Here is an 18,687-nt window from a genome sequence, read left to right as displayed (position 1 = left end):
TTAATTTTTATTCTTGTAGTTGTTAAGGATCAAGGAAAGTAATTCGTAATCTTTCCCTTGTCCAAAATTGGAAGTATTTGCTTTGCTTGCAATAATTTTATTTCGATTGCAACCGAAACATATTTTTGCAACGCCAATTACCTTTTCATTTTTCTTGAATACTAATATATCTCTAAAGATTGGAATACATGCAAAATAAATTTCCTCACGTTGGTGCTGTTCGGAAAATAGGGCAGCAAGTTTCTGAAAATCTTCAGACTTAATTTCTGTCTTGTTGAAGCCTGCTTTTGTAAGGTTGTTTATAAAGTATTCATTACTGATATTTTCTGAAGTTTCGTCGAGGATTAAATTATATCTTATTGAATCTAATAATGTTGGTCGATAATTCAGAAGATTCATTGCCGTGTTCTCATCGATGTCATTTTTATAATAATCAACGGCATCAAAAGTAAAAAAGGGTTTGCCAGGATGTGAGTTGAGATTGTTGTTGATAAAGTTTTCTGTTTCCAGCGAATTTTTATCGGTTTCTTGTTTCGAAGAATTACAAGAAATGATGATAAGAAATCCAATCAGAAAAATATATTTAATCACTGTCATTACTCATTGATCAAAAGCGGTTTCGTGGCCAAATCCTTATTGTAAAATGCGCCTTTATTTTCTTTCATTTCGAGAGAATGCTTGATAATAAGGTAAGAAACATTCACAAGATTCCTCAATTCCGAAAGCTGAGGCGAAAGTATGGAATAATTATAAAGTTCCGTTACAGCTTCATAAATTTCGCGTTGTTTTTTCTTAGCGAGTTCCAATCTAGCATTACTTCTTACAATTGCAACCAAATCGCTCATCATTTCCTGGAGTTGTTTTCTGAGATAAGTTACGAGAACCATTTCGTCTATCATTTTCATTCCTTCCTCGTTCCATTCCGGAACGGCTTTCAAATCATCGAAATTGAAATCATTTTCTTTCAGCAATTCAACTGTTTTCATCGCCGCATTGTGACCAAAGACCAAACCTTCTAATAAAGAATTCGAAGCTAAACGATTCGCGCCGTGAAGTCCGGAGTTGGTACATTCTCCAACGGCGAAAAGATTTTTGATAGAAGATTGTCCGTATTTATCTGTATCAATTCCGCCCATCAAGTAATGACAAGCCGGAACCACAGGAATCAATTCTTTGAAAGGGTCAATTCCTTCATCCAGACATTTTTGATAGATATTTGGAAAGTGATTGATGAATTTTTCTCTGTCCATTTCGCGGCAGTCCAAACCAACGTAATCGTCTCCGCTTATTTTCAGTTCATTATCAATTCCTCTTGCAACGATGTCACGGGAAGCTAATTCTTCGCGCTCATCATATTTCTGCATAAATGGTTTTCCGTTTTTGGTACGGAGTTTTGCGCCGTCACCACGAACAGCTTCTGATATCAAAAATAGCATTCCGTCTCTTTTAGAGTACATCGCCGTTGGGTGAAACTGATAATATTGCATATTGGAAACTTTCCCTTGCGCCCTGTGAACAAAGGCTATCCCGTCTCCTGTTGCAATGATTGGATTGGTCGTGTTTTTATAGACGTGTCCAGCTCCTCCGGTTGCAACCAAAGTAATTTTCGAAGTGATTTTTTTGATTTTCTTATTCTGCTCATCAAGAATGTAAGCGCCGTAAGCATTGATGTTTCCTTTGTCCAATTCTTTCCCAGGAACATGGTGCTGGGTAATCAGATCAATGACATAATGGTGTGGAAGTATCTCAATATTTGGAGAGTTTCTAATAGTTTCAAGAAGTGCTCTTTCAATTTCAAAACCTGTAATGTCTTTATGATGGACTATTCGGTTTTCCGTATGTCCGCCTTCACGACCTAGAGAATATTTTCCTTTTTCTTGGTCAAATTTTGCGCCCCATTCAACAATCTCATTAAAACGATGGGGAGCTTCTTCCACAACAATTTTTACGATTTCAGGGTCGTTGATGTAATCTCCCGCTCGTAAAGTGTCGTCAATATGTTTTTGAAAATTATCTTTGGAAAAATCCGTTACGACTGCCAATCCGCCTTGTGCATATTTGGTGTTGCTTTCGTCCTCGTTGGATTTTGTAACGATTGTTATTTTAGTTTCCGGTAATTGTTCGGCAATTTTGATGGCATAAGATAAGCCCGAGATTCCGGAACCGATTACAAGAACGTCTGTTTTTATCATTATATATTATGAAATTGAAAGATTAAAAATAAGAATTTATATTGAAGGATAATTTTCAGGGTCAGATTTAGCAAAACGGATACCGAATACCTTGACGCGTTTTTGTTCTTCAATTATAATATAGTGAATCATCACGGGAAAATTCTTGACCTGTCTTAGTCGAAACTCGCCATATCGGATTTGAAAATAAGGAATTTCCTTGAGTTGATTGATTGTATCATTGAAGTTTGAAAGAAATCGTTTCTTAAGGTCTATGGAAGTATCACCATAAAAGTCACAAGCTTCTTTTAGGTCAGCTTTAGCACTTTTTAATACAGAAACTCGAAACACTTACAAAAAGTTATGTTTGATAGAATCCCAATCTTCAAAATCTTCCTCTTTGGATTCTGCAAGACGCTTTCTCATCAATGTTTTTTCCTCTTCAGAAATCTCAAAATCAAAACTTTCGTCTTTTGCGAAAATGATGACTTCTGCATATTCAGAGTCAAAATTTTCGGGAAGTTCGATATTTAGTTTGTGGTCTTTTACCTCTACGATTTGTCTGATTGCATTCATTTTAATTGAATTAAAAAATAAATTTACAGAAATTTAATAAACTTATCCGCAGGTTTTCTTACTTTTTTGAAATTCTGAAAAATATCATCTTCCGCTCTGTAGCCAAGCGCCAGAACAACAGCAATTTTTTCGTGTTCTTTATCGATTTTCAGAACGTCTTCCAAAATATCAGCTTTGAAGCCTTCCATTGGACAAGTGTCGATTTCTTCTTCAGCGGAAGCCATTATCAATGAACCAAGAACAATATAGCTCTGTTTTTCGGACCAACTTTCCAGTTCTTTCTGGGTATAATTTTCTAAGAAAAGATTAATGTTATTTCTAAAAGCAGACAATTGTTCCAAAGTCACACCACGCTCATTAATAATATGTCCAAAATAATTATCGACATATTCCTTATTAATATGAGTTTTTGTGACCAAAGCGATCAAATGCGAGCAAGTCGATATTTGTGAAGGATTATAAAAGGCCGGAATCAATTTCTGAATCGTTTCATCATTTCCTACAACCAAAAGATGATAAGGTTGTAAGCCTAATGAGCTGACAGACAATCGTCCTGCTTCCAAGATATTGTTCAGTTTTTCAGAAGAAATCTTTTTTCCATCAAATTTTTTAACAGAATATCGCCAGTTAAGTGCTTCTAAATAGTTCATATAACAAATATAGACAATTTGAAATTTTAGTTAGAACCGTTTTAAATAATGAAACATTTCTAACCGAATTTTTTAAATCATTCATTGCAAAGGCTTTATAATAAAGGTTTTCGCAATAATTCATTTTAATCGATTTTAAATCAAATCATTAGCCAATAAAGCTTTGAAACCAAAAAGTTATAAACATTAAGTATAAAAGTGGGCGAAAGTGGTAAAATGTGGTAGATTTTTATATAAATTTGCTCCAAATGAAAAACTTCATTGGAACATACGAGTGTAAGATAGATGACAAAGGGCGCATCAAACTGCCTGCTTCGCTTACGAAGCAGATGGAACATTTTGCAGATGAGCCATTTGTGATAAAGCGTTCGGTGTTTCAGAAGTGTCTTGAGGTCTATCCGATGAAGCCTTGGGAAAAACTGATGGCAAAAATAAACGGTCTGAACCGATTTATCAAGAAAAATGCAGATTTCATCAGGATGTTTACAGCAGGAGTTAAAACCGTGGAGATGGATAACGTGGGTCGTCTGCAGATCAGCAAAGATTTGACGCAGTATGCTAATCTCAGCAAAGAAATTGTGATTACAAGTGCCGGCGAGTTGTTCGAGATCTGGAACAAAGATTCTTACGAGCAAGTCATTTCTGTCAGCGAATCTGATTTTGCAAATCTTGCAGAGGATGTAATGGGAAATCTCGATTCTGAGGAATTAAATTAATAATTAAGAAAGAATAACTAAGAGGCTCTGAAACCGATTATTAAATCAATTATCATTCATCAATTAAAAAACAATGTATCATAATCCAGTCTTATTAAAACAAAGCGTAGATGCTCTGGTAACCAATCCGGACGGTATTTACGTGGATTGTACTTTTGGTGGTGGTGGTCACTCGAGAGAGATTTTGAGCAGGCTTTCTGATCAAGGTAAACTGTTTTCTTTTGACCAGGATTTGGACGCATTGAAAAATACGATTGATGACCCGAGATTTACTTTGGTCAATCAAAATTTCAGATTTCTGGAAAACTCGATGTTGGCTTATGGGATTTCTCACGTTGACGGGATTTTGGCTGATTTGGGTGTTTCTTCTCATCAGTTTGATGAAGCGGAACGTGGCTTTTCCACCAGAAGCAATGCGCCGCTTGATATGAGAATGAATGTGATGCAGGGTTTGGATGCGAAGAAAATCATCAATGATTATGAAGAAGAAGACCTCGCAAATATCTTTTACCAATATGGAGAATTGAGAGAATCTCGAAAATTGGCAAGAGAGATCGTTCATCACAGAAAAACAAAGAAAATCAATACGACGGAAGATCTGAAAAATCTCTTCAGTTATATTCCGGCTTTTAAGCAGAATAAGTTCTTTGCTCAGGTTTTCCAGGCCATCAGAATTGAGGTTAATCAAGAATTGGAGGTTTTGAAAGAAATGCTGGTTCAGTCTTACAAAATTTTGAAAGTTGAAGGAAGATTAGTCGTGATCTCTTATCATTCTTTAGAAGATAGGTTGGTAAAACGATTTTTGAAGAACGGAATGTTTGAAGGTGAGCCTCAACGTGATATTTACGGAAATTATGCGAAAGCTTTTGAATTATTGAAAACTAAAGCAATTATTCCGGATGATAAAGAAATTGAAGAAAACTCACGTGCAAGAAGTGCGAAAATGAGAATAGGAACAAAATTATAGTTGATAATTGATAAATGATGAATGATTTTAATTCATCGCTTTTATCAATTATCATTAATCAATTATCATTTATAACATAAGTTGGCAAAATTAACTCAAAACAGACAGAAGAAACTCACTTTTATGGATATCATAAAAGGGAATTTTCTTAACCGTGATGAGGTAAAGGCGCATTACAAATATTTCTTGTTCATTTTTGGGTTATTGATGGTAATGATTTACAGTAACCACTTGGTTAACAAAAAGATTGAGCACGTTAACAAACTTAAAGAAGAGACAGAAGAATACAAGTCGCGAAATGCTTACGCACAAAGCAGACTGATAAAAATTAGAATGGAATCCGAGTTGGGAAAAGAAATGGTTCAGGATTCTCTGGTGAGTTTGGAAAGCCACCCGATGAAATTATTGATAAAAGTTGACAGCACAGATGATAAAGCAACCAAATAACAATTACGAAAAAAAGCGTTCCAATGCGTTGAAGTGGGGCTACCTTTTTGTATTGGGAGCTTTCATTTTGTTTGTCATTTTTTTAACGAGAATTCTCATTCTCCAGAATACCAATGTTGAAGAATTCGAAAATAATTACATCAGCAAAAACTATCGTGAAGCAACTTTAAAAGCTGCTCGTGGAAACCTTTTCGCTTCCGATGGCTCTATCTTGGCGACAACGGTAATGCGTTATGATATCTATCTGGATTTCAAATCGATGAGAGATACAATCTATTCCAATAATATTGGCGCTTTGACGGATTCTCTCAGTAAAATGTTCGATAAACCACGAAGTTATTTCCGAGCAAAACTGGATGCACAAAACAAGAAAAATAATCAATATTATCTTTTGGCAAAAGGTCTTGATTTCGATGAATACGATAGGATTCGAGAATTCCCGATTTTCAAAAAAGGTAAAAACAAAGGTGGTTTCATTGTAGAAAGAAATTTCCGAAGAGAATTGGCAACAACCCAAATCGGAGCCGGAACAATCGGGGCTGATAATGGCGAATCAAAATCTGGTCTGGAAGGCGCTTTCAGCAAATTTTTAACAGGAATTGATGGAAAACGGTTGGAGCAAAAAATCACTTCTTCTCAATGGAAACCAATCGATTACTGGAAGGTTCAGGAACCTGTTGACGGGCAAGATGTCTATACAACTCTGGATTTGAGAATTCAGGATATTGCGCATTCAGCATTGGAGAATCAATTGATAAAATTCGATGCAAACCACGGAAGCGTTGTTGTTATGGAAGTTGAAACGGGAAAAATCCGTGCGATGGTCAATCTTAGAAGAACCGAGCCGGGAATCTATGTTGATGCTTACAATTATACAGTGAAAGATGCGCAGGAACCGGGTTCTACTTTCAAGACCGTTTCACTTTTGGCGGCGATGGATGATGGTTTTATCGATGAAAATACGAAAGTCAACATCGGAAACGGAATCTGGACTTACGCAGGACAAAGAATCACAGACGGTCACGGCGGTGGAACTTATGATGTGAGTGATGTTTTGGCGAAGTCAAGCAACGTTGGAGCAGCGAAATTGATTACACAACATTATGCAGATAAACCACAGGTTTTCATAGACCATTTGAAACGATGGAAGATGTTCGATAAAATGCAGATCGAATTGCCGGGAATTGCAAAGCCTTCGATTCAAACGCCACAAAGCAAGCGTTGGAACAAAGCAACTTTAGCCTCGTTAGCTTATGGATATTCGTCAAGATTTCCACTTCTGCAGCTGGTAACTTTTTACAACGGAATTGCAAACAAAGGCAAAATGGTAAAGCCTCTTTTCATTGATAAAATAATGAAAGACGGGAAGATCCTTTATGAGGCAAAACCGGAGGTCATGGTTAAAAAAATGGCGTCCGATAAAGCAATTCAAATGATGACTAGCGCATTGACAAAAGCTGTTGAAAAAGGAACAGCAAAAAGCATCTATACACCAAATCTTAAAATTGCAGGGAAAACAGGAACGGCTAGATTTGAATATTGGAAGAAAGATGGACCTATGAAATATCAAGCCTCTTTTGCGGGATTTTATCCAGCTGATAATCCAAAATATACTTGTATAGTAGTTGTCAATCAACCCGATACATCAAAAGGCTTTTATGGAGGAACAGTTTCAGCACCGGTTTTTAAAGAGATTGCCGGAAAGACATTCTTAAAAACGCCTTTGAATGTTGAAAAAGACCTTTTGGTTGAACATAAAGTTGACCTTAATAAAATGACTGCACCAAATGTAAAGGTAAACGTAACAAGAGATTCGATGCCAAATCTAGTTGGGATGATTGGAAAGAATGTGATTCCACAGCTTGAAAATATGGGTTACAGGGTCGATTACAAAGGTGTCGGAAAAGTGACGGGTCAGTTTCCTGCGGAAGGCGCAACCATTGGAAAGAATCAAAAAATATATCTGAATCTTCAGAATTAAAATAAGCTAAAAGCAATTTGCCAAAAGCTACAAGCAGAATATGAATTTAGAAAAATTATTACAAAGAATCCAGATTCTGGAAACAGTTGGAACTCTTCAAAAAGAAGTGTCGGAATTGGTTTTCGACAGCAGAAAAGTTGTTGAAAATTCTTTGTATGTTGCATTGAGAGGAACAGTTTCCGACGGTCATTCCTACATCGGTCAAAGTATTGAAAAAGGTGCAAAAACGATTGTCTGTGAAGAATTGCCTTCAGAAATCAATGATGAGGTAACTTATATTAAAGTTGAAGATTCCTCCAAAACTTTAGGATATCTGGCTTCTAATTTTTATGGAAATCCTTCTGAGAAATTAAACTTGATCGGCGTTACGGGAACCAACGGAAAAACGACGGTAACAACTTTATTATTTGATATTTTCAAAACCTTAGGTTACCAATCGGCTTTGATTTCGACTGTTGAATACAGAATCGGAGACGAGATTATTCCTTCAACGCACACAACGCCAGACGTGATTCGTCTGAATCAAATGTTGGCAAAGGCAGTCGAAATCGGATGTGAATATGCTTTTATGGAAGTGAGTTCTCACGGGATTTCCCAGGACAGAATCGAGGGTTTGCATTTTAAAATTGCTGGCTTTACGAATATCACGCATGACCATTTGGATTATCACAAGACTTTCCAAAATTATATCTACGCGAAGAAAAGATTCTTTGACGAATTGGAAGATTCTGCGATTGCAATTACGAATGCTGATGATAAAAATGGATTGGTAATGTTGCAGAATACTAAAGCGAAAAAGAAAACTTTTGCTTTGAAAACAATGGCAGATTTCCACGGAAAAGTTTTGGAAGTGGATTTCAACGGAATGTTACTGAATTTCAATAACAAAGAATTCTGGACAACTTTGACGGGTAAATTCAATGCCTATAATCTGCTTTTGGCTTACGGAATTGCGTTGGAATTAGGGATGAGAGAAGATGAAGTTTTACAGGCGATTTCTATTCTTCACAGAGTGAACGGAAGATTTGAAACAATAAAATCCGACAGCGGAATTTTCTTCGTGGTTGATTATTCTCACACGCCGGATGCATTGGAAAATGTCCTTGACAGCATCAACGAAATCAGAACCAAAAACGAAAGATTGATTTGTGTTTTCGGTTGCGGAGGCGACAGAGACAAAACCAAACGTCCGGAAATGGGTGACATTGCTACCAAAAAATCAACTTTGGCCATCATCACTTCTGACAATCCAAGAACGGAAGACCCAGCACAAATCATTAAAGAAATAGAAGCTGGTGTTCAACCCCAGAATTTCAGCAAATACACTTCGATTCCTGACAGAAGAGAAGCTATAAAAATGGCCATCAAATTTGCAGAGCCAAAAGATATTGTTTTGGTGGCAGGAAAAGGTCACGAAACGTATCAGGAAATCCACGGTGTGAAACATCATTTTGATGATAAAGAAACGATTAGAGAATTATTACAATTAATGGGAAAATAGACAAATATGCTGTATTATCTATATGAATATTTAACTGCTCACGGGATTCATGTTCCGGGAATGAACTTGTTCAAATACATTTCGTTCCGTGCAGCGATGGCAGTTTTGTTTTCGTTGATTATTGCAATGGCTTATGGAAAGAGAATTATCAATTTCCTGAGAAGAAAGCAAATGGGAGAACTGGTAAGAGACCTTGGTCTGGAAGGACAGAAGCAGAAAGAAGGAACGCCAACGATGGGAGGTCTGATTATCATTTTGGCGACCATCATTCCGGTTTTGCTATTTACCAGAATTACCAATGTTTATATCGTTCTTTTGATTATTTCGGTTTTGTGGATGGGAGCCATTGGATTTTTAGACGATTATCTCAAAAAGGTTAAGAAAAATAAGGACGGACTAAGTGGAAAATTCAAAGTAATCGGACAAGTTGGTTTAGGCTTAATTGTCGGAGTTACAATGTATTTCCACCCTGATGTTGAGGTTAAGAGAAAATACGCCGATGCAACGGTTATCAATAGGAATAATGTTGAACAGAATTTTATGCCGGACGAGAAAATTCCGGTCTCTACTGTTCCTTTTACTAAAAATAATGAGTTCGATTACAGTGGGATTTTATTCTGGATGGATGATGCAGAAGCACACGAATGGGCTTGGATTGTTTTCATTCCAATTGTGATTTTCATAGTAACAGCAGTTTCCAACGGAGCGAATATCACGGATGGAATTGACGGATTAGCTGCAGGAACAAGTACAGTGATTCTATTGACTTTAGCATTTTTTGCTTACGTTTCCGGAAATATGATTTTCGCAGACTATCTGAATATTATGTTTCTTCCGCATATGGGCGAGACCACGATTTTTGCGCTTGCATTGGTTGGAGCGGTAATAGGATTTTTCTGGTACAATACTTATCCGGCGCAGATTTTTATGGGAGACACAGGAAGTTTAATGTTGGGAGGCGTAATAGCCGTTTTAGCAATTATCCTTAGAAAAGAATTGCTGATTCCAGTATTGTGTGGTGTATTCCTCATCGAAAACCTCTCCGTGATTTTACAGGTAATGGTTTTCAAATACAGAAAGAAAAAATATGGGCTGGAATATGCTCAAAACAATAGATTATTCAAGATGTCGCCATTGCATCATCATTATCAGAAAGAAGGTTTTCACGAAAGTAAAATTGTGAACCGAATGATAATTGTGGGTGTAATGCTGGCGATTATTTGTCTGATCACTTTAAAAACTAGATAGAGAATTGTAAAATGTAAAAAGTATAATGTACAATGTATTTTTTACAGAATAAATTAAAAATTAATAACCAAATGATGTACAACTTAAAAGTCATTTTACTTTGTACATAATACATTTTACAAAATAGTATGAGAGTAGTAATACTTGGAGGAGGCGAAAGCGGCGTTGGTGCTGCGTATCTGGCAAAAGCCAAAGGCTTTGATGTCTTTCTTTCGGATATGGGAATTATCCGTGAGAATTACAAAAAAGAATTGGACGAGCTTGGGATTGACTATGAAGACGGAACACATTCAGAAGAAAAAATTCTGAATGCCGATTGGGTCATCAAAAGTCCTGGAATTCCAAAGAAAGCGGAAATGGTTCAGAAGATTCAGGAAAAAGGAATCCGATTGTCTTCTGAGATTGAATTTGCTTCGGAATTTACCAATGCAAAAATTATTGCAATTACAGGAAGTAATGGAAAAACGACGACAACGTCTTTGATTTATTATATTCTGAAGGAAGACGGATTCAATGTCGGATTGGGCGGAAACATCGGAAAAAGCTTTGCAAGGCAGGTTGCCGAAGAGAATTTTGACTATTATGTATTGGAAGTAAGTAGTTTCCAGTTGGATGATATTCAGAATTTCAGACCCTATATTTCATTGTTGTTGAATTTGTCTAAGGACCACCTTGACCAGTACAATTACAATTATGAAGAATATGCTTTGGCTAAGTTCAGAATTGCTGAAAATCAGGATGCTAACAATTTTTTCATCTACAACAAGGATGATGAAATGAGCAAGTCAATTCTTGAAAAATTGGATTTGAAAGTGACCAAAGTTCCATTTTCATTGGATGAAAGATTGGAAAAAGGCGCATTCTCGATTGATGAAAATTTTGTAGTTAATATCAATGAAGGTTTCACAATGAGTATCGATGAATTATCACTGGTTGGAAAACATAATGTGGCAAACAGCTTAGCAGCAAGTATTGCCGGAAAGTTATTGGAAATCAGCAATGAAAGTATCAGACATTCATTAATGACATTCCAGGCAGTTGAACACAGATTGGAACCTGTTGCAGAAATCCGCGGAGTGAAGTTCATCAACGATAGTAAAGCTACAAACGTGAACGCTACTTACTTCGCTTTGGAAAGTATGAAACAGCCGGTTGTTTGGATTGTTGGCGGAAAAGACAAAGGAAACGATTATACAGAAATCGAAGAATTAGTCAAGAAAAAAGTAAAAGCAATTGTTTGCTTAGGTGTTGATAATCATAAGATTATTGATTTCTTCAAAGATAAGAAAACTGAGATTTATGACACTTCCAGTATGCAGAAAGCGGTAGAAGTTTCTAAATCGATTGCAGAAAAAGGAGACGTAGTTTTATTGTCACCTTGTTGCGCAAGTTTTGATTTGTTCAACGGTTATGAAGACCGTGGAAATCAATTCAAAAAAGAAGTTTTAGAAGAATTGACAATTAAGAATTAGAATTATCAATAGGATTAGGCTTTAGCCCATTATAAAAATGAACGAATAAATTGGCTTTAGCCAAAATAAAAATGCCATTTGTAAAAGTTTACACACACATTGTTTGGAGTACAAAAAACAGAATTCCTTTTCTCAATTCCAAAGACTTGAGAATCAATGTATGGAAACACATAAAACAAAATGCAAATGAAAAAGGAATTTTTATAGATGTTGTAAATGGATATTCGGACCATTGTCATTGTTTAATTTCTCTGTCAACAAACCAGACAATAGAGAAAGTGGTACAATTGATAAAAGGAGAATCTTCATTTTGGATTAATAAAAATAACTTGACTGAAGAGAAGTTTGCTTGGCAAGATGAATATTTTGCAGTTTCTGTTTCAGAATCGATGATAGAAAAGGTTAGAAATTATATTATTAATCAAGAAAAACATCATTTGACAAGAAGTTTTTCTGAGGAATATGAAGAATTTATTTCAAAATATAATTTCAAATCAAATGAAAAATAAGTTTTGGCTAAAGCCAATGCGATAATGATAAGAAACATCCGGCTAAAGCCGGACGCAATTGAAAATAAATAGAAAAAAGAGTTCAATAAATAATAAAAATTGAATTGTAATCATCAATAGGATTGGGCTTTAGCCCATTCAATAAAATAAGGATTAAGATTGGCTTTAGCCAAAATATATAATGAACGAACAAACTACAGAAAACAAATTCGAGTTGCTGAAAGGAGACAAGGTTCTTTGGTCGGTTATCATTTTGATATCCTTCCTTTCCGTATTTCCGGTTTATTCCGCAAGTTCGAATCTGGAATATATCGTGAACAACGGGACTACAACTGGTCACGTTTTCAAGCATATCGTTTTCGTATTCATTGGTTTGGGAATTATGCGTTTCGTAGGAACAGTCAAGTACGAATATATTGGAAAACTGAGTTCCATTCTGCTTTTGTTCACGATTGGATTGTTGTTGATTACGATGTTTACAGGGCAAAAGATTGAAGGTGCGAGTGCTTCTCGATGGTTGAAAATCCCAGGAACACCGATTTCCTTTCAGCCATCTTCGTTTGCTTATTTGATGTTGATTATCTATCTGTGCAGATATTTAACCAAAAAAATCAAGAGAGAAAGAGTTCCTCTGGAGAATATCATTTACATATTCGGACCAATTCTGATTGTGTTTGGCTTGGTGGCAAAAGACAACGGTTCCACAGCATTGATGATTATGATGGTTTCGATTATCATATTGATTATAGGACAGTTGGCTTGGCAATATGTAGCGGGATTTATCTCGCTTTCAGTGGTTTTCATTGTAATGTTTTTAGTCATTGCTCTTAATACGAATTTAATTGGAGGAAACCGTGTTCACACGTGGATGAGCCGTATCGAAACGTTTACGAGTTCCAAAAAGACGGCAGATGTTGAAGACGAAAGTATCAAAGCAAAAAACTATCAGGTAATGCAAGCGAAAGCGGCTATTGTTCACGGTGGATTCAACGGAATCGGACCAGGGAAAAGTGCGTTAAAACAGACTTTGCCACAATCGGTTTCGGATTTTATTTTTGCCATTATTGTGGAAGAATACGGCTGGATAGGCGCTTTTGTGCTGATAAGCCTTTATATGATAATGATAATCAGAATTGTAATGATAGCCAGTAAAATGCCCGCATTTTTTGGCTCGTTGCTCGTATTAGCAATCGGATTAATGATATTCATTCAATTATCTGTGAATATTGCGGTTGCGGTGAATCTGATTCCGGTTACAGGTCAACCCTTGCCATTGATTAGTTATGGAGGAACATCGATGTTGGTAACTTACATTCAATTAGGAATTATCCTGAATGTCAGTTCCAGGATTCAGGTTTTTGATGAAGAAGGTTTGGGCAAAAGACAAAGCATTGAAGAAATAAATGATATAGCCTAAAGTTGGAAGACGGAAGTCCGAAGATGGATGGCAATTGAGTTCCATAAGAACGATAGATTTATTAGCGTTGGAATTTATTCCACTGAATGACGAAAAGAACGTTGGAATTTGTTCCACCGGAAATGGCAAAAAAACAAACAGAGAATCCGAAGGATTCAATTTGAATAGCCGTAGGTGAAACCTATGGCACGAGAAAAATAACACAACGAACCTGAAGGGTTCAATATTAAATAACCGTTGCTAAAACCAATGGAAAATATGAACAAAAAACTGAAAATATTAATGAGTGGCGGCGGAACTGGTGGACACATCTTTCCAGCGGTTGCGATTGCTCAGGAAATCCAGAAAAGATTTCCCGACGCAGAGTTTTTGTTCATTGGCGCCAACGGAAAAATGGAAATGGAAAAGGTTCCTCAAGCCGGATTCAAAATCGAAGGTTTAAATATCGCCGGATTTGACAGAGGTAATCTTCTGAAGAATATTGGGCTTCCTTTCAAAATCATTTCCAGCTTGATGAGGGCTAAGAAAATCATCAAAGATTTCAAACCGGATTTTGCGGTTGGAACCGGTGGTTTTGCAAGCGGGCCGGCTTTATACATTGCTGCGAAAATGGGAATTCCGACTTTTATTCAGGAACAAAATTCTTTGCCAGGAAAAACCAATGTTTTCAATGCGAAAAAAGCGAAAGCGGCTTTCACAGCTTATCCGGATATGGATAAATTTTTTCCAGGCACGAAAACTTACTTCTTGGGAAATCCAATTCGTCAGAATATCATAACAGATTTGATTGATAAAGATCTAGCGAAGGAAAAATTAGGCTTAGATAAAAATAAATTAACGATTCTTTCAGTTGGCGGTTCACTTGGTTCCAGAACTTTGAATAACGGCTGGAAAGAAAATTTAGATAAATTAAAAGAAAAAGATTACCAGCTCATTTGGCAGACGGGAAAGCTAGATTATAATGATTTGAAGGATAATGAATCAATTATCAATTATCAATCATCAATTATGTTGAAGGAATTCATCTCCGATATGGCTATAGCTTATTCGGCGGCAGATGCGATTGTTTCCAGAGCCGGAGCAATTGCGATTTCAGAATTGGCAGTGGCGAAAAAGCCGGTTTTACTGGTTCCGTTTCCATTTGCGGCAGAAGACCATCAAACCAATAACGCTTTGACTTTGGTGCAGAAAAACGCGGCGAGGATTGTCAAAGATTCTGAGATGAAAGATAAATTCTGGAACACGCTTTCAGAAATCTGTGAGAACGAAAATCTTAGAAAAGAAATGTCAACAAATCTGGATTTTTTTGCTAAGCCAAAAGCGGCAGAAGGTATTGTGGATGAGATTTTTAAACTGATATAATAAAAACACAAAAATGGATTTTAAAATTAAAGACATAATTAGATATAAAGCGCCAGGCAAAATATGTGAAATTGTGGGAACAAAAGAGCATCCAAAGCAAGATGTTTTCAATGAGAACAGGCCTAAAAAAGAATTTGATTTTGTAATAAGAGAGATAAAAACAAATCAATTATTCGATGTTTATCAACACCAAATTGAAAAGTATGAAGGATAAAATATTTTTTCTAATAATTTTTTTACTGAGTGTTAATTTTTTTAATTCACAAACAAAAGATGAAACTCAAAAATGGATTAAAGAAACTTATGAAAAACATAGAAGACCAGAAAATTTAAAAAATTGGGTTGAATTTGTAAATGGAGAATTGGTCTATTCTTCAAGTCCTAGATATTTTGAAAGAATAAAAATTTCTGACATTAATAAAATAAGTGTAAAAAAAGATTTATTAAATGATAGTTTAGGTAAGTTAAGTTGGTATTCAATAAAATTATTTTGTAAAAACACCGATTGTGTAAAAAGAGAATATGTAGATGGAAAAACTGACAAAATTGAAGAAATTTCAATAATTCTTGACTTAAGCTTTGAAGAAGATGGGCTTTCTAAAAGAATGGAGAAAGCGTTATTACATCTTATAAAACTGTATGGAGGAAATGCTTCATTAAAAAAAGAAACATTTTAAAATTAGAAAATGAGCATCTTAAACAAATATCAAAACTTCTATTTCATCGGAATCGGTGGAATTGGGATGAGTGCGCTGGCGAGATATTTTCACGCTAACGGCAAAAATGTTTTGGGTTATGATAAAACGCCTACAAAATTGACAGCTCAGCTTGGTTTTGAAGGAATTGATATTTCTTTTGAAGATGTGATTGATGAGAAAATTGTTGCGTTCGACAAAGAATCGACTTTGGTTATTTATACGCCAGCAATTAAGAAACTCGGAATTTTGGATTACTTCGCAAGTGAAAGTTTTGAAATTCTAAAACGTGCAAAAGTTCTTGGATTAATTACCGAAAATACAGATTGTATCGCAGTTGCAGGAACACACGGAAAGACGACAACTTCTACTTTGATTGCACATTTGTGTAAGGAAGCAAATCTGCCGTCATCCGCATTTTTAGGCGGAATTTCTGAGAATTTCAAATCTAATTTTGATTACAACGGCAATCAATTTTCTGTGGTTGAAGCAGATGAATACGATAGAAGTTTCCTAAACCTTTCTCCGGATTGGGCAGTTGTAACATCGATTGATGCAGACCATTTGGATATTTATGGAGACAGAGTTCAGATAGAAGACGGTTTCCGTCAGTTTGCAGGTTTGGTTCCGAATGACAATCAATTATTTGTGAGAAAAGGAATTGCTATCGGAAGAGAGCACAGGACTTACGCAGTGAATGAGGAAGCGGATTATTATTCTGATAATCTGAGAATGGACCACGATAAAATCTATTTCGATTTTCATACGCCAACGCAGGAGATTGAAGATTTTGTTTGGGAAATCCCCGGAATCCATAATGTTGAAAACGCCACAGTTGCTTTGGCAATTCTGAGCAATTTGGGAGTTGATTTCGACACTTTGAAGAAAGCTATTGCCAATTTCAAAGGCATCAAGAGAAGATATACCAAACATATTTTCGATAATGGAAAAATCTATATCGACGATTATGCACATCACCCAACAGAGCTAAATGCAGTGATTGGTTCAATAAAAACCTTTTATCCGACCAAGAAATTGTTGGTGGTTTTTCAACCGCATTTGTTCAGCAGAACGAGAGATTTTGCAGAAGATTTTGCAAGAAGTCTGGAAAAAGCTGATGATTTATTGCTGTTGGATATTTATCCTGCGAGAGAACTTCAGGAAAATTTTGAAGGAATTACCTCATCATGGTTATCGGATAAAATTGAAATTGTAAACAAGAAAGTCTGCACATTACAGGAGACTTTTGAATTGATAAAAGAAAAAGATTTTGATATTTTATTGACAGTAGGTGCGGGAAATATTGATACACTTTATGACCCGATTATGGAGTGGCTTCCCAATGTTGAAAAAGTAGAATTATGAAACTAAAAATTTTCTTCTTGCTATTTGTTTTAGTTTTCGGGTTGGGATTTTCACAGTCGAAAGCGGATTTGATAGAAGTCGAAAATATAAATAAGTATTCTGAAATCATTGATAAAGATTCACAGATAACTAAATATCAGTTTCAGGTAAAAGGTAAGAAGAAAACGATTCATTACCATTATGAGAAGAAGGGAAATGAGATTGTGAAAATCTCCCGAGAATGGAAAGAAAATAGTAATAATTGGTGGGAATTGTACAACGATTATTTTCTATTGAAAAATGGGGAAAGAGTTTTTGCAAGCCAAAGTATAACTTATACAAATATGTCCGATGCAGAAGACATAATTGGATGGAGTGTTAGTTTTTGGATTGATAAAAATAAAGTGATTCATATGACTTCCCTCGGACACGGGAAAACCGAAATGGACGATTGGGACTATGAATCAGAATTAAAAGAGAATTTCAATTATATGCTGAAGACGGTTAAAAATTATGATAAAAAATCGAAAAGCAGATAAGAATAAATAAAAGAAATATTTGATGCTGATTGCATTGATAACGAGTTATAGAGAATGAAAAATAAGTGGAGAATATTGAAGATATTGGTAACAGTCGTCCTTTTTGGATTTCTGCTCAGTTTCTCGTTGAAGCGTTTCAACAACGCCAAGATGGAGAATGTGTCTATCAATATGAACCAGACCAAAACGCCGGTTTATTTCATTGATGAGAAAGACATCAAGGATTTGGTGAAACAATACAATCCGACAAGAAAAATCGGGGATGTGAAGATTCCGGAATTAGAGAAAAAAATTAATGAAAATCCATTCGTTGACAGTGCGAATGTTTATATGAATCTGAACGGAAACCTTAATGTTGATATTAAGCAAAGAGTTCCGGTTTTCAGGTTGAATAAAAATGGAAAAGATTTTTATGTGGACGAAAAAGGCGTAGAATTCCCGATTTCGAGAAACTTTTCTTATCCGTGTATGTTGGTGATGGGCGATGTAGATGCTTCGGAATATCAGGAACTGGGACAATTGGTTGAGAAAATTGACAAAGATGATTTCAGTAAAAAATATTTCATCGGAATCAAGAAAGAAAAAGACAATTATAATCTTCTGACAAGCGATGGTAATTACAAAGTTGAGATTGGAGATTTAGAAAATATTGATTTCAAGGTTAAAGGATTTAAAACTTTTGTAGAGAAATATCTGGTTTATCAAAATCCTGAGAAATACAAAAAGATTTCGGTTAAATATAATAATCAGATTGTAACCACACTGAATCCTTATTTCAAAGAAAATGACAGCATTCTGAGAAATGCACCAAAAATTGAAATTGCAAAACCGGAAGAAAAGCCGACGCAATTATTAACATCAGTTCCGGCAAAAACAGAAACTAAAAAATCGGAACCAAAACAGGAACCGAAGAAAATAAAAAAAACTGAAGCTAAAAAATCAGAGGTCAAGAAAGAAACTTCTAAACCGAAAAAAGTAGAGAAGAAATCTGAACCGAAAAAATCTTCGGAAAAGAAAAAGGAAACCACTTCCAAATCGTCTTCTGATAAAAAGAAAAAAGCAAAAGTAGTAGTAGAATAAAAAATCAAATCG

At 35.6% G+C, this 18,687-nt stretch carries 20 protein-coding genes; 15 read left to right on the top strand and 5 right to left on the bottom strand.

Annotated elements, in window-relative coordinates; all coding sequences use genetic code 11:
- The 5 genes from BLT30_RS11085 to BLT30_RS11065 are packed head-to-tail and all read right to left on the bottom strand — an operon-like array spanning nt 1 to nt 3,397.
- Nucleotides 1-597 (bottom strand): hypothetical protein, encoded by a 597-nt coding sequence (locus BLT30_RS11085; RefSeq protein ID WP_089873589.1) that lies wholly within the window; start codon nt 595-597, stop codon nt 1-3.
- On the bottom strand, nt 597-2,192 hold the full coding sequence (gene nadB, locus BLT30_RS11080) for an L-aspartate oxidase (RefSeq protein ID WP_089873588.1): 1,596 nt from the start codon (nt 2,190-2,192) through the stop codon (nt 597-599). The genes BLT30_RS11085 and nadB overlap by 1 nt, the downstream gene beginning before the upstream one ends.
- A 36-nt stretch (nt 2,193-2,228) precedes the next feature.
- Nucleotides 2,229-2,522: a type II toxin-antitoxin system RelE/ParE family toxin gene (locus BLT30_RS11075; protein WP_089873587.1), complete on the bottom strand. Its 294-nt coding sequence runs from the start codon at nt 2,520-2,522 to the stop codon at nt 2,229-2,231.
- Nucleotides 2,523-2,747 carry a hypothetical protein gene (locus BLT30_RS11070; protein WP_089873586.1) on the bottom strand — a complete coding sequence of 75 codons (225 nt, stop codon included), beginning with the start codon at nt 2,745-2,747 and terminating at the stop codon, nt 2,523-2,525. It abuts the gene before it with no gap.
- A gap of 23 nt (nt 2,748-2,770) precedes the next feature.
- Nucleotides 2,771-3,397, bottom strand: coding sequence for an NAD(P)H-dependent oxidoreductase (locus BLT30_RS11065; RefSeq protein WP_089873585.1), 627 nt, complete (start codon nt 3,395-3,397; stop codon nt 2,771-2,773).
- Between the two features lie 248 nt (nt 3,398-3,645).
- Between BLT30_RS11065 and mraZ the strand changes: the two genes are divergently transcribed.
- From mraZ to BLT30_RS18365, 15 genes are all read left to right on the top strand, one after another.
- Nucleotides 3,646-4,113, top strand: a complete 468-nt coding sequence (gene mraZ / locus BLT30_RS11060) for a division/cell wall cluster transcriptional repressor MraZ (protein ID WP_089873584.1) — start codon at nt 3,646-3,648, stop codon at nt 4,111-4,113.
- Nucleotides 4,114-4,186: 73 nt separating this feature from the next.
- The gene (gene rsmH, locus BLT30_RS11055) at nt 4,187-5,080 is read left to right on the top strand and encodes a 16S rRNA (cytosine(1402)-N(4))-methyltransferase RsmH (protein WP_089873583.1); all 894 of its coding nucleotides are present in this window, start codon (nt 4,187-4,189) and stop codon (nt 5,078-5,080) included.
- Between the two features lie 81 nt (nt 5,081-5,161).
- Nucleotides 5,162-5,527, top strand: coding sequence for an FtsL-like putative cell division protein (locus BLT30_RS11050; protein WP_074235819.1), 366 nt, complete (start codon nt 5,162-5,164; stop codon nt 5,525-5,527).
- Complete coding sequence (locus BLT30_RS11045) at nt 5,508-7,508, top strand: penicillin-binding transpeptidase domain-containing protein (protein ID WP_089873582.1); 2,001 nt, start codon at nt 5,508-5,510, stop codon at nt 7,506-7,508. The genes BLT30_RS11050 and BLT30_RS11045 overlap by 20 nt, the downstream gene beginning before the upstream one ends.
- 40 nt (nt 7,509-7,548) lie before the next feature.
- A complete protein-coding gene (locus BLT30_RS11040; RefSeq protein ID WP_089873581.1) occupies nt 7,549-9,009 on the top strand; it encodes a UDP-N-acetylmuramoyl-L-alanyl-D-glutamate--2,6-diaminopimelate ligase in 1,461 nt (486 codons plus the stop codon).
- 6 nt (nt 9,010-9,015) lie between these two features.
- Nucleotides 9,016-10,257 carry a phospho-N-acetylmuramoyl-pentapeptide-transferase gene (gene mraY, locus BLT30_RS11035; RefSeq protein WP_089873580.1) on the top strand — a complete coding sequence of 414 codons (1,242 nt, stop codon included), beginning with the start codon at nt 9,016-9,018 and terminating at the stop codon, nt 10,255-10,257.
- Between the two features lie 128 nt (nt 10,258-10,385).
- Nucleotides 10,386-11,729, top strand: coding sequence for a UDP-N-acetylmuramoyl-L-alanine--D-glutamate ligase (gene murD, locus BLT30_RS11030; RefSeq protein ID WP_089873579.1), 1,344 nt, complete (start codon nt 10,386-10,388; stop codon nt 11,727-11,729).
- Nucleotides 11,730-11,800: 71 nt separating this feature from the next.
- A complete protein-coding gene (gene tnpA / locus BLT30_RS11025) occupies nt 11,801-12,238 on the top strand; it encodes an IS200/IS605 family transposase (protein WP_089873578.1) in 438 nt (145 codons plus the stop codon).
- A 181-nt stretch (nt 12,239-12,419) separates the two neighbouring features.
- The gene (locus tag BLT30_RS11020; RefSeq protein WP_089873577.1) at nt 12,420-13,655 is read left to right on the top strand and encodes an FtsW/RodA/SpoVE family cell cycle protein; all 1,236 of its coding nucleotides are present in this window, start codon (nt 12,420-12,422) and stop codon (nt 13,653-13,655) included.
- 258 nt (nt 13,656-13,913) lie between these two features.
- Complete coding sequence (gene murG / locus BLT30_RS11015) at nt 13,914-15,017, top strand: undecaprenyldiphospho-muramoylpentapeptide beta-N-acetylglucosaminyltransferase (protein WP_089873749.1); 1,104 nt, start codon at nt 13,914-13,916, stop codon at nt 15,015-15,017.
- 13 nt (nt 15,018-15,030) lie between these two features.
- Entirely contained in the window at nt 15,031-15,231 is a 201-nt protein-coding gene (locus BLT30_RS11010) for a hypothetical protein (RefSeq protein ID WP_089873576.1), read from the top strand.
- Nucleotides 15,221-15,694 carry a hypothetical protein gene (locus BLT30_RS11005; RefSeq protein ID WP_139166624.1) on the top strand — a complete coding sequence of 158 codons (474 nt, stop codon included), beginning with the start codon at nt 15,221-15,223 and terminating at the stop codon, nt 15,692-15,694. The genes BLT30_RS11010 and BLT30_RS11005 overlap by 11 nt, the downstream gene beginning before the upstream one ends.
- Nucleotides 15,695-15,703: 9 nt before the next feature.
- Nucleotides 15,704-17,077 (top strand): UDP-N-acetylmuramate--L-alanine ligase, encoded by a 1,374-nt coding sequence (murC, locus tag BLT30_RS11000; RefSeq protein ID WP_089873574.1) that lies wholly within the window; start codon nt 15,704-15,706, stop codon nt 17,075-17,077.
- Entirely contained in the window at nt 17,074-17,595 is a 522-nt protein-coding gene (locus BLT30_RS10995; RefSeq protein ID WP_089873573.1) for a hypothetical protein, read from the top strand. Before murC ends, BLT30_RS10995 begins: the two co-directional genes overlap by 4 nt.
- 54 nt (nt 17,596-17,649) lie before the next feature.
- Complete coding sequence (locus BLT30_RS18365; RefSeq protein WP_245707165.1) at nt 17,650-18,675, top strand: cell division protein FtsQ/DivIB; 1,026 nt, start codon at nt 17,650-17,652, stop codon at nt 18,673-18,675.
- Nucleotides 18,676-18,687: the final 12 nt, after the last annotated feature.

Source organism: Epilithonimonas hungarica, assembly GCF_900102265.1.
GTDB lineage: Bacteria > Bacteroidota > Bacteroidia > Flavobacteriales > Weeksellaceae > Epilithonimonas > Epilithonimonas hungarica.
Note: the sequence above shows the minus strand (reverse complement) of the source record. Positions and strands in the feature narration are given on the sequence as shown.

Bases quoted from the DNA above. Each gene is read 5' to 3' on its own strand.
- BLT30_RS11040 (WP_089873581.1), top strand. From the start codon at position 7,549: ATGAATTTAGAAAAATTATTACAAAGAATCCAGATTCTGGAAACAGTT.
- rsmH (WP_089873583.1), top strand. From the start codon at position 4,187: ATGTATCATAATCCAGTCTTATTAAAACAAAGCGTAGATGCTCTGGTA.
- mraY (WP_089873580.1), top strand. From the start codon at position 9,016: ATGCTGTATTATCTATATGAATATTTAACTGCTCACGGGATTCATGTT.
- BLT30_RS10995 (WP_089873573.1), top strand. From the start codon at position 17,074: ATGAAACTAAAAATTTTCTTCTTGCTATTTGTTTTAGTTTTCGGGTTG.
- BLT30_RS11065 (WP_089873585.1), bottom strand. From the start codon at position 3,397: ATGAACTATTTAGAAGCACTTAACTGGCGATATTCTGTTAAAAAATTT.
- murC (WP_089873574.1), top strand. From the start codon at position 15,704: ATGAGCATCTTAAACAAATATCAAAACTTCTATTTCATCGGAATCGGT.
- murG (WP_089873749.1), top strand. From the start codon at position 13,914: ATGAACAAAAAACTGAAAATATTAATGAGTGGCGGCGGAACTGGTGGA.
- nadB (WP_089873588.1), bottom strand. From the start codon at position 2,192: ATGATAAAAACAGACGTTCTTGTAATCGGTTCCGGAATCTCGGGCTTA.
- tnpA (WP_089873578.1), top strand. From the start codon at position 11,801: ATGCCATTTGTAAAAGTTTACACACACATTGTTTGGAGTACAAAAAAC.
- BLT30_RS11070 (WP_089873586.1), bottom strand. From the start codon at position 2,747: ATGAATGCAATCAGACAAATCGTAGAGGTAAAAGACCACAAACTAAAT.
- BLT30_RS11005 (WP_139166624.1), top strand. From the start codon at position 15,221: ATGAAGGATAAAATATTTTTTCTAATAATTTTTTTACTGAGTGTTAAT.
- murD (WP_089873579.1), top strand. From the start codon at position 10,386: ATGAGAGTAGTAATACTTGGAGGAGGCGAAAGCGGCGTTGGTGCTGCG.
- BLT30_RS11020 (WP_089873577.1), top strand. From the start codon at position 12,420: ATGAACGAACAAACTACAGAAAACAAATTCGAGTTGCTGAAAGGAGAC.
- BLT30_RS18365 (WP_245707165.1), top strand. From the start codon at position 17,650: ATGAAAAATAAGTGGAGAATATTGAAGATATTGGTAACAGTCGTCCTT.
- BLT30_RS11045 (WP_089873582.1), top strand. From the start codon at position 5,508: ATGATAAAGCAACCAAATAACAATTACGAAAAAAAGCGTTCCAATGCG.
- BLT30_RS11085 (WP_089873589.1), bottom strand. From the start codon at position 597: ATGACAGTGATTAAATATATTTTTCTGATTGGATTTCTTATCATCATT.
- mraZ (WP_089873584.1), top strand. From the start codon at position 3,646: ATGAAAAACTTCATTGGAACATACGAGTGTAAGATAGATGACAAAGGG.
- BLT30_RS11010 (WP_089873576.1), top strand. From the start codon at position 15,031: ATGGATTTTAAAATTAAAGACATAATTAGATATAAAGCGCCAGGCAAA.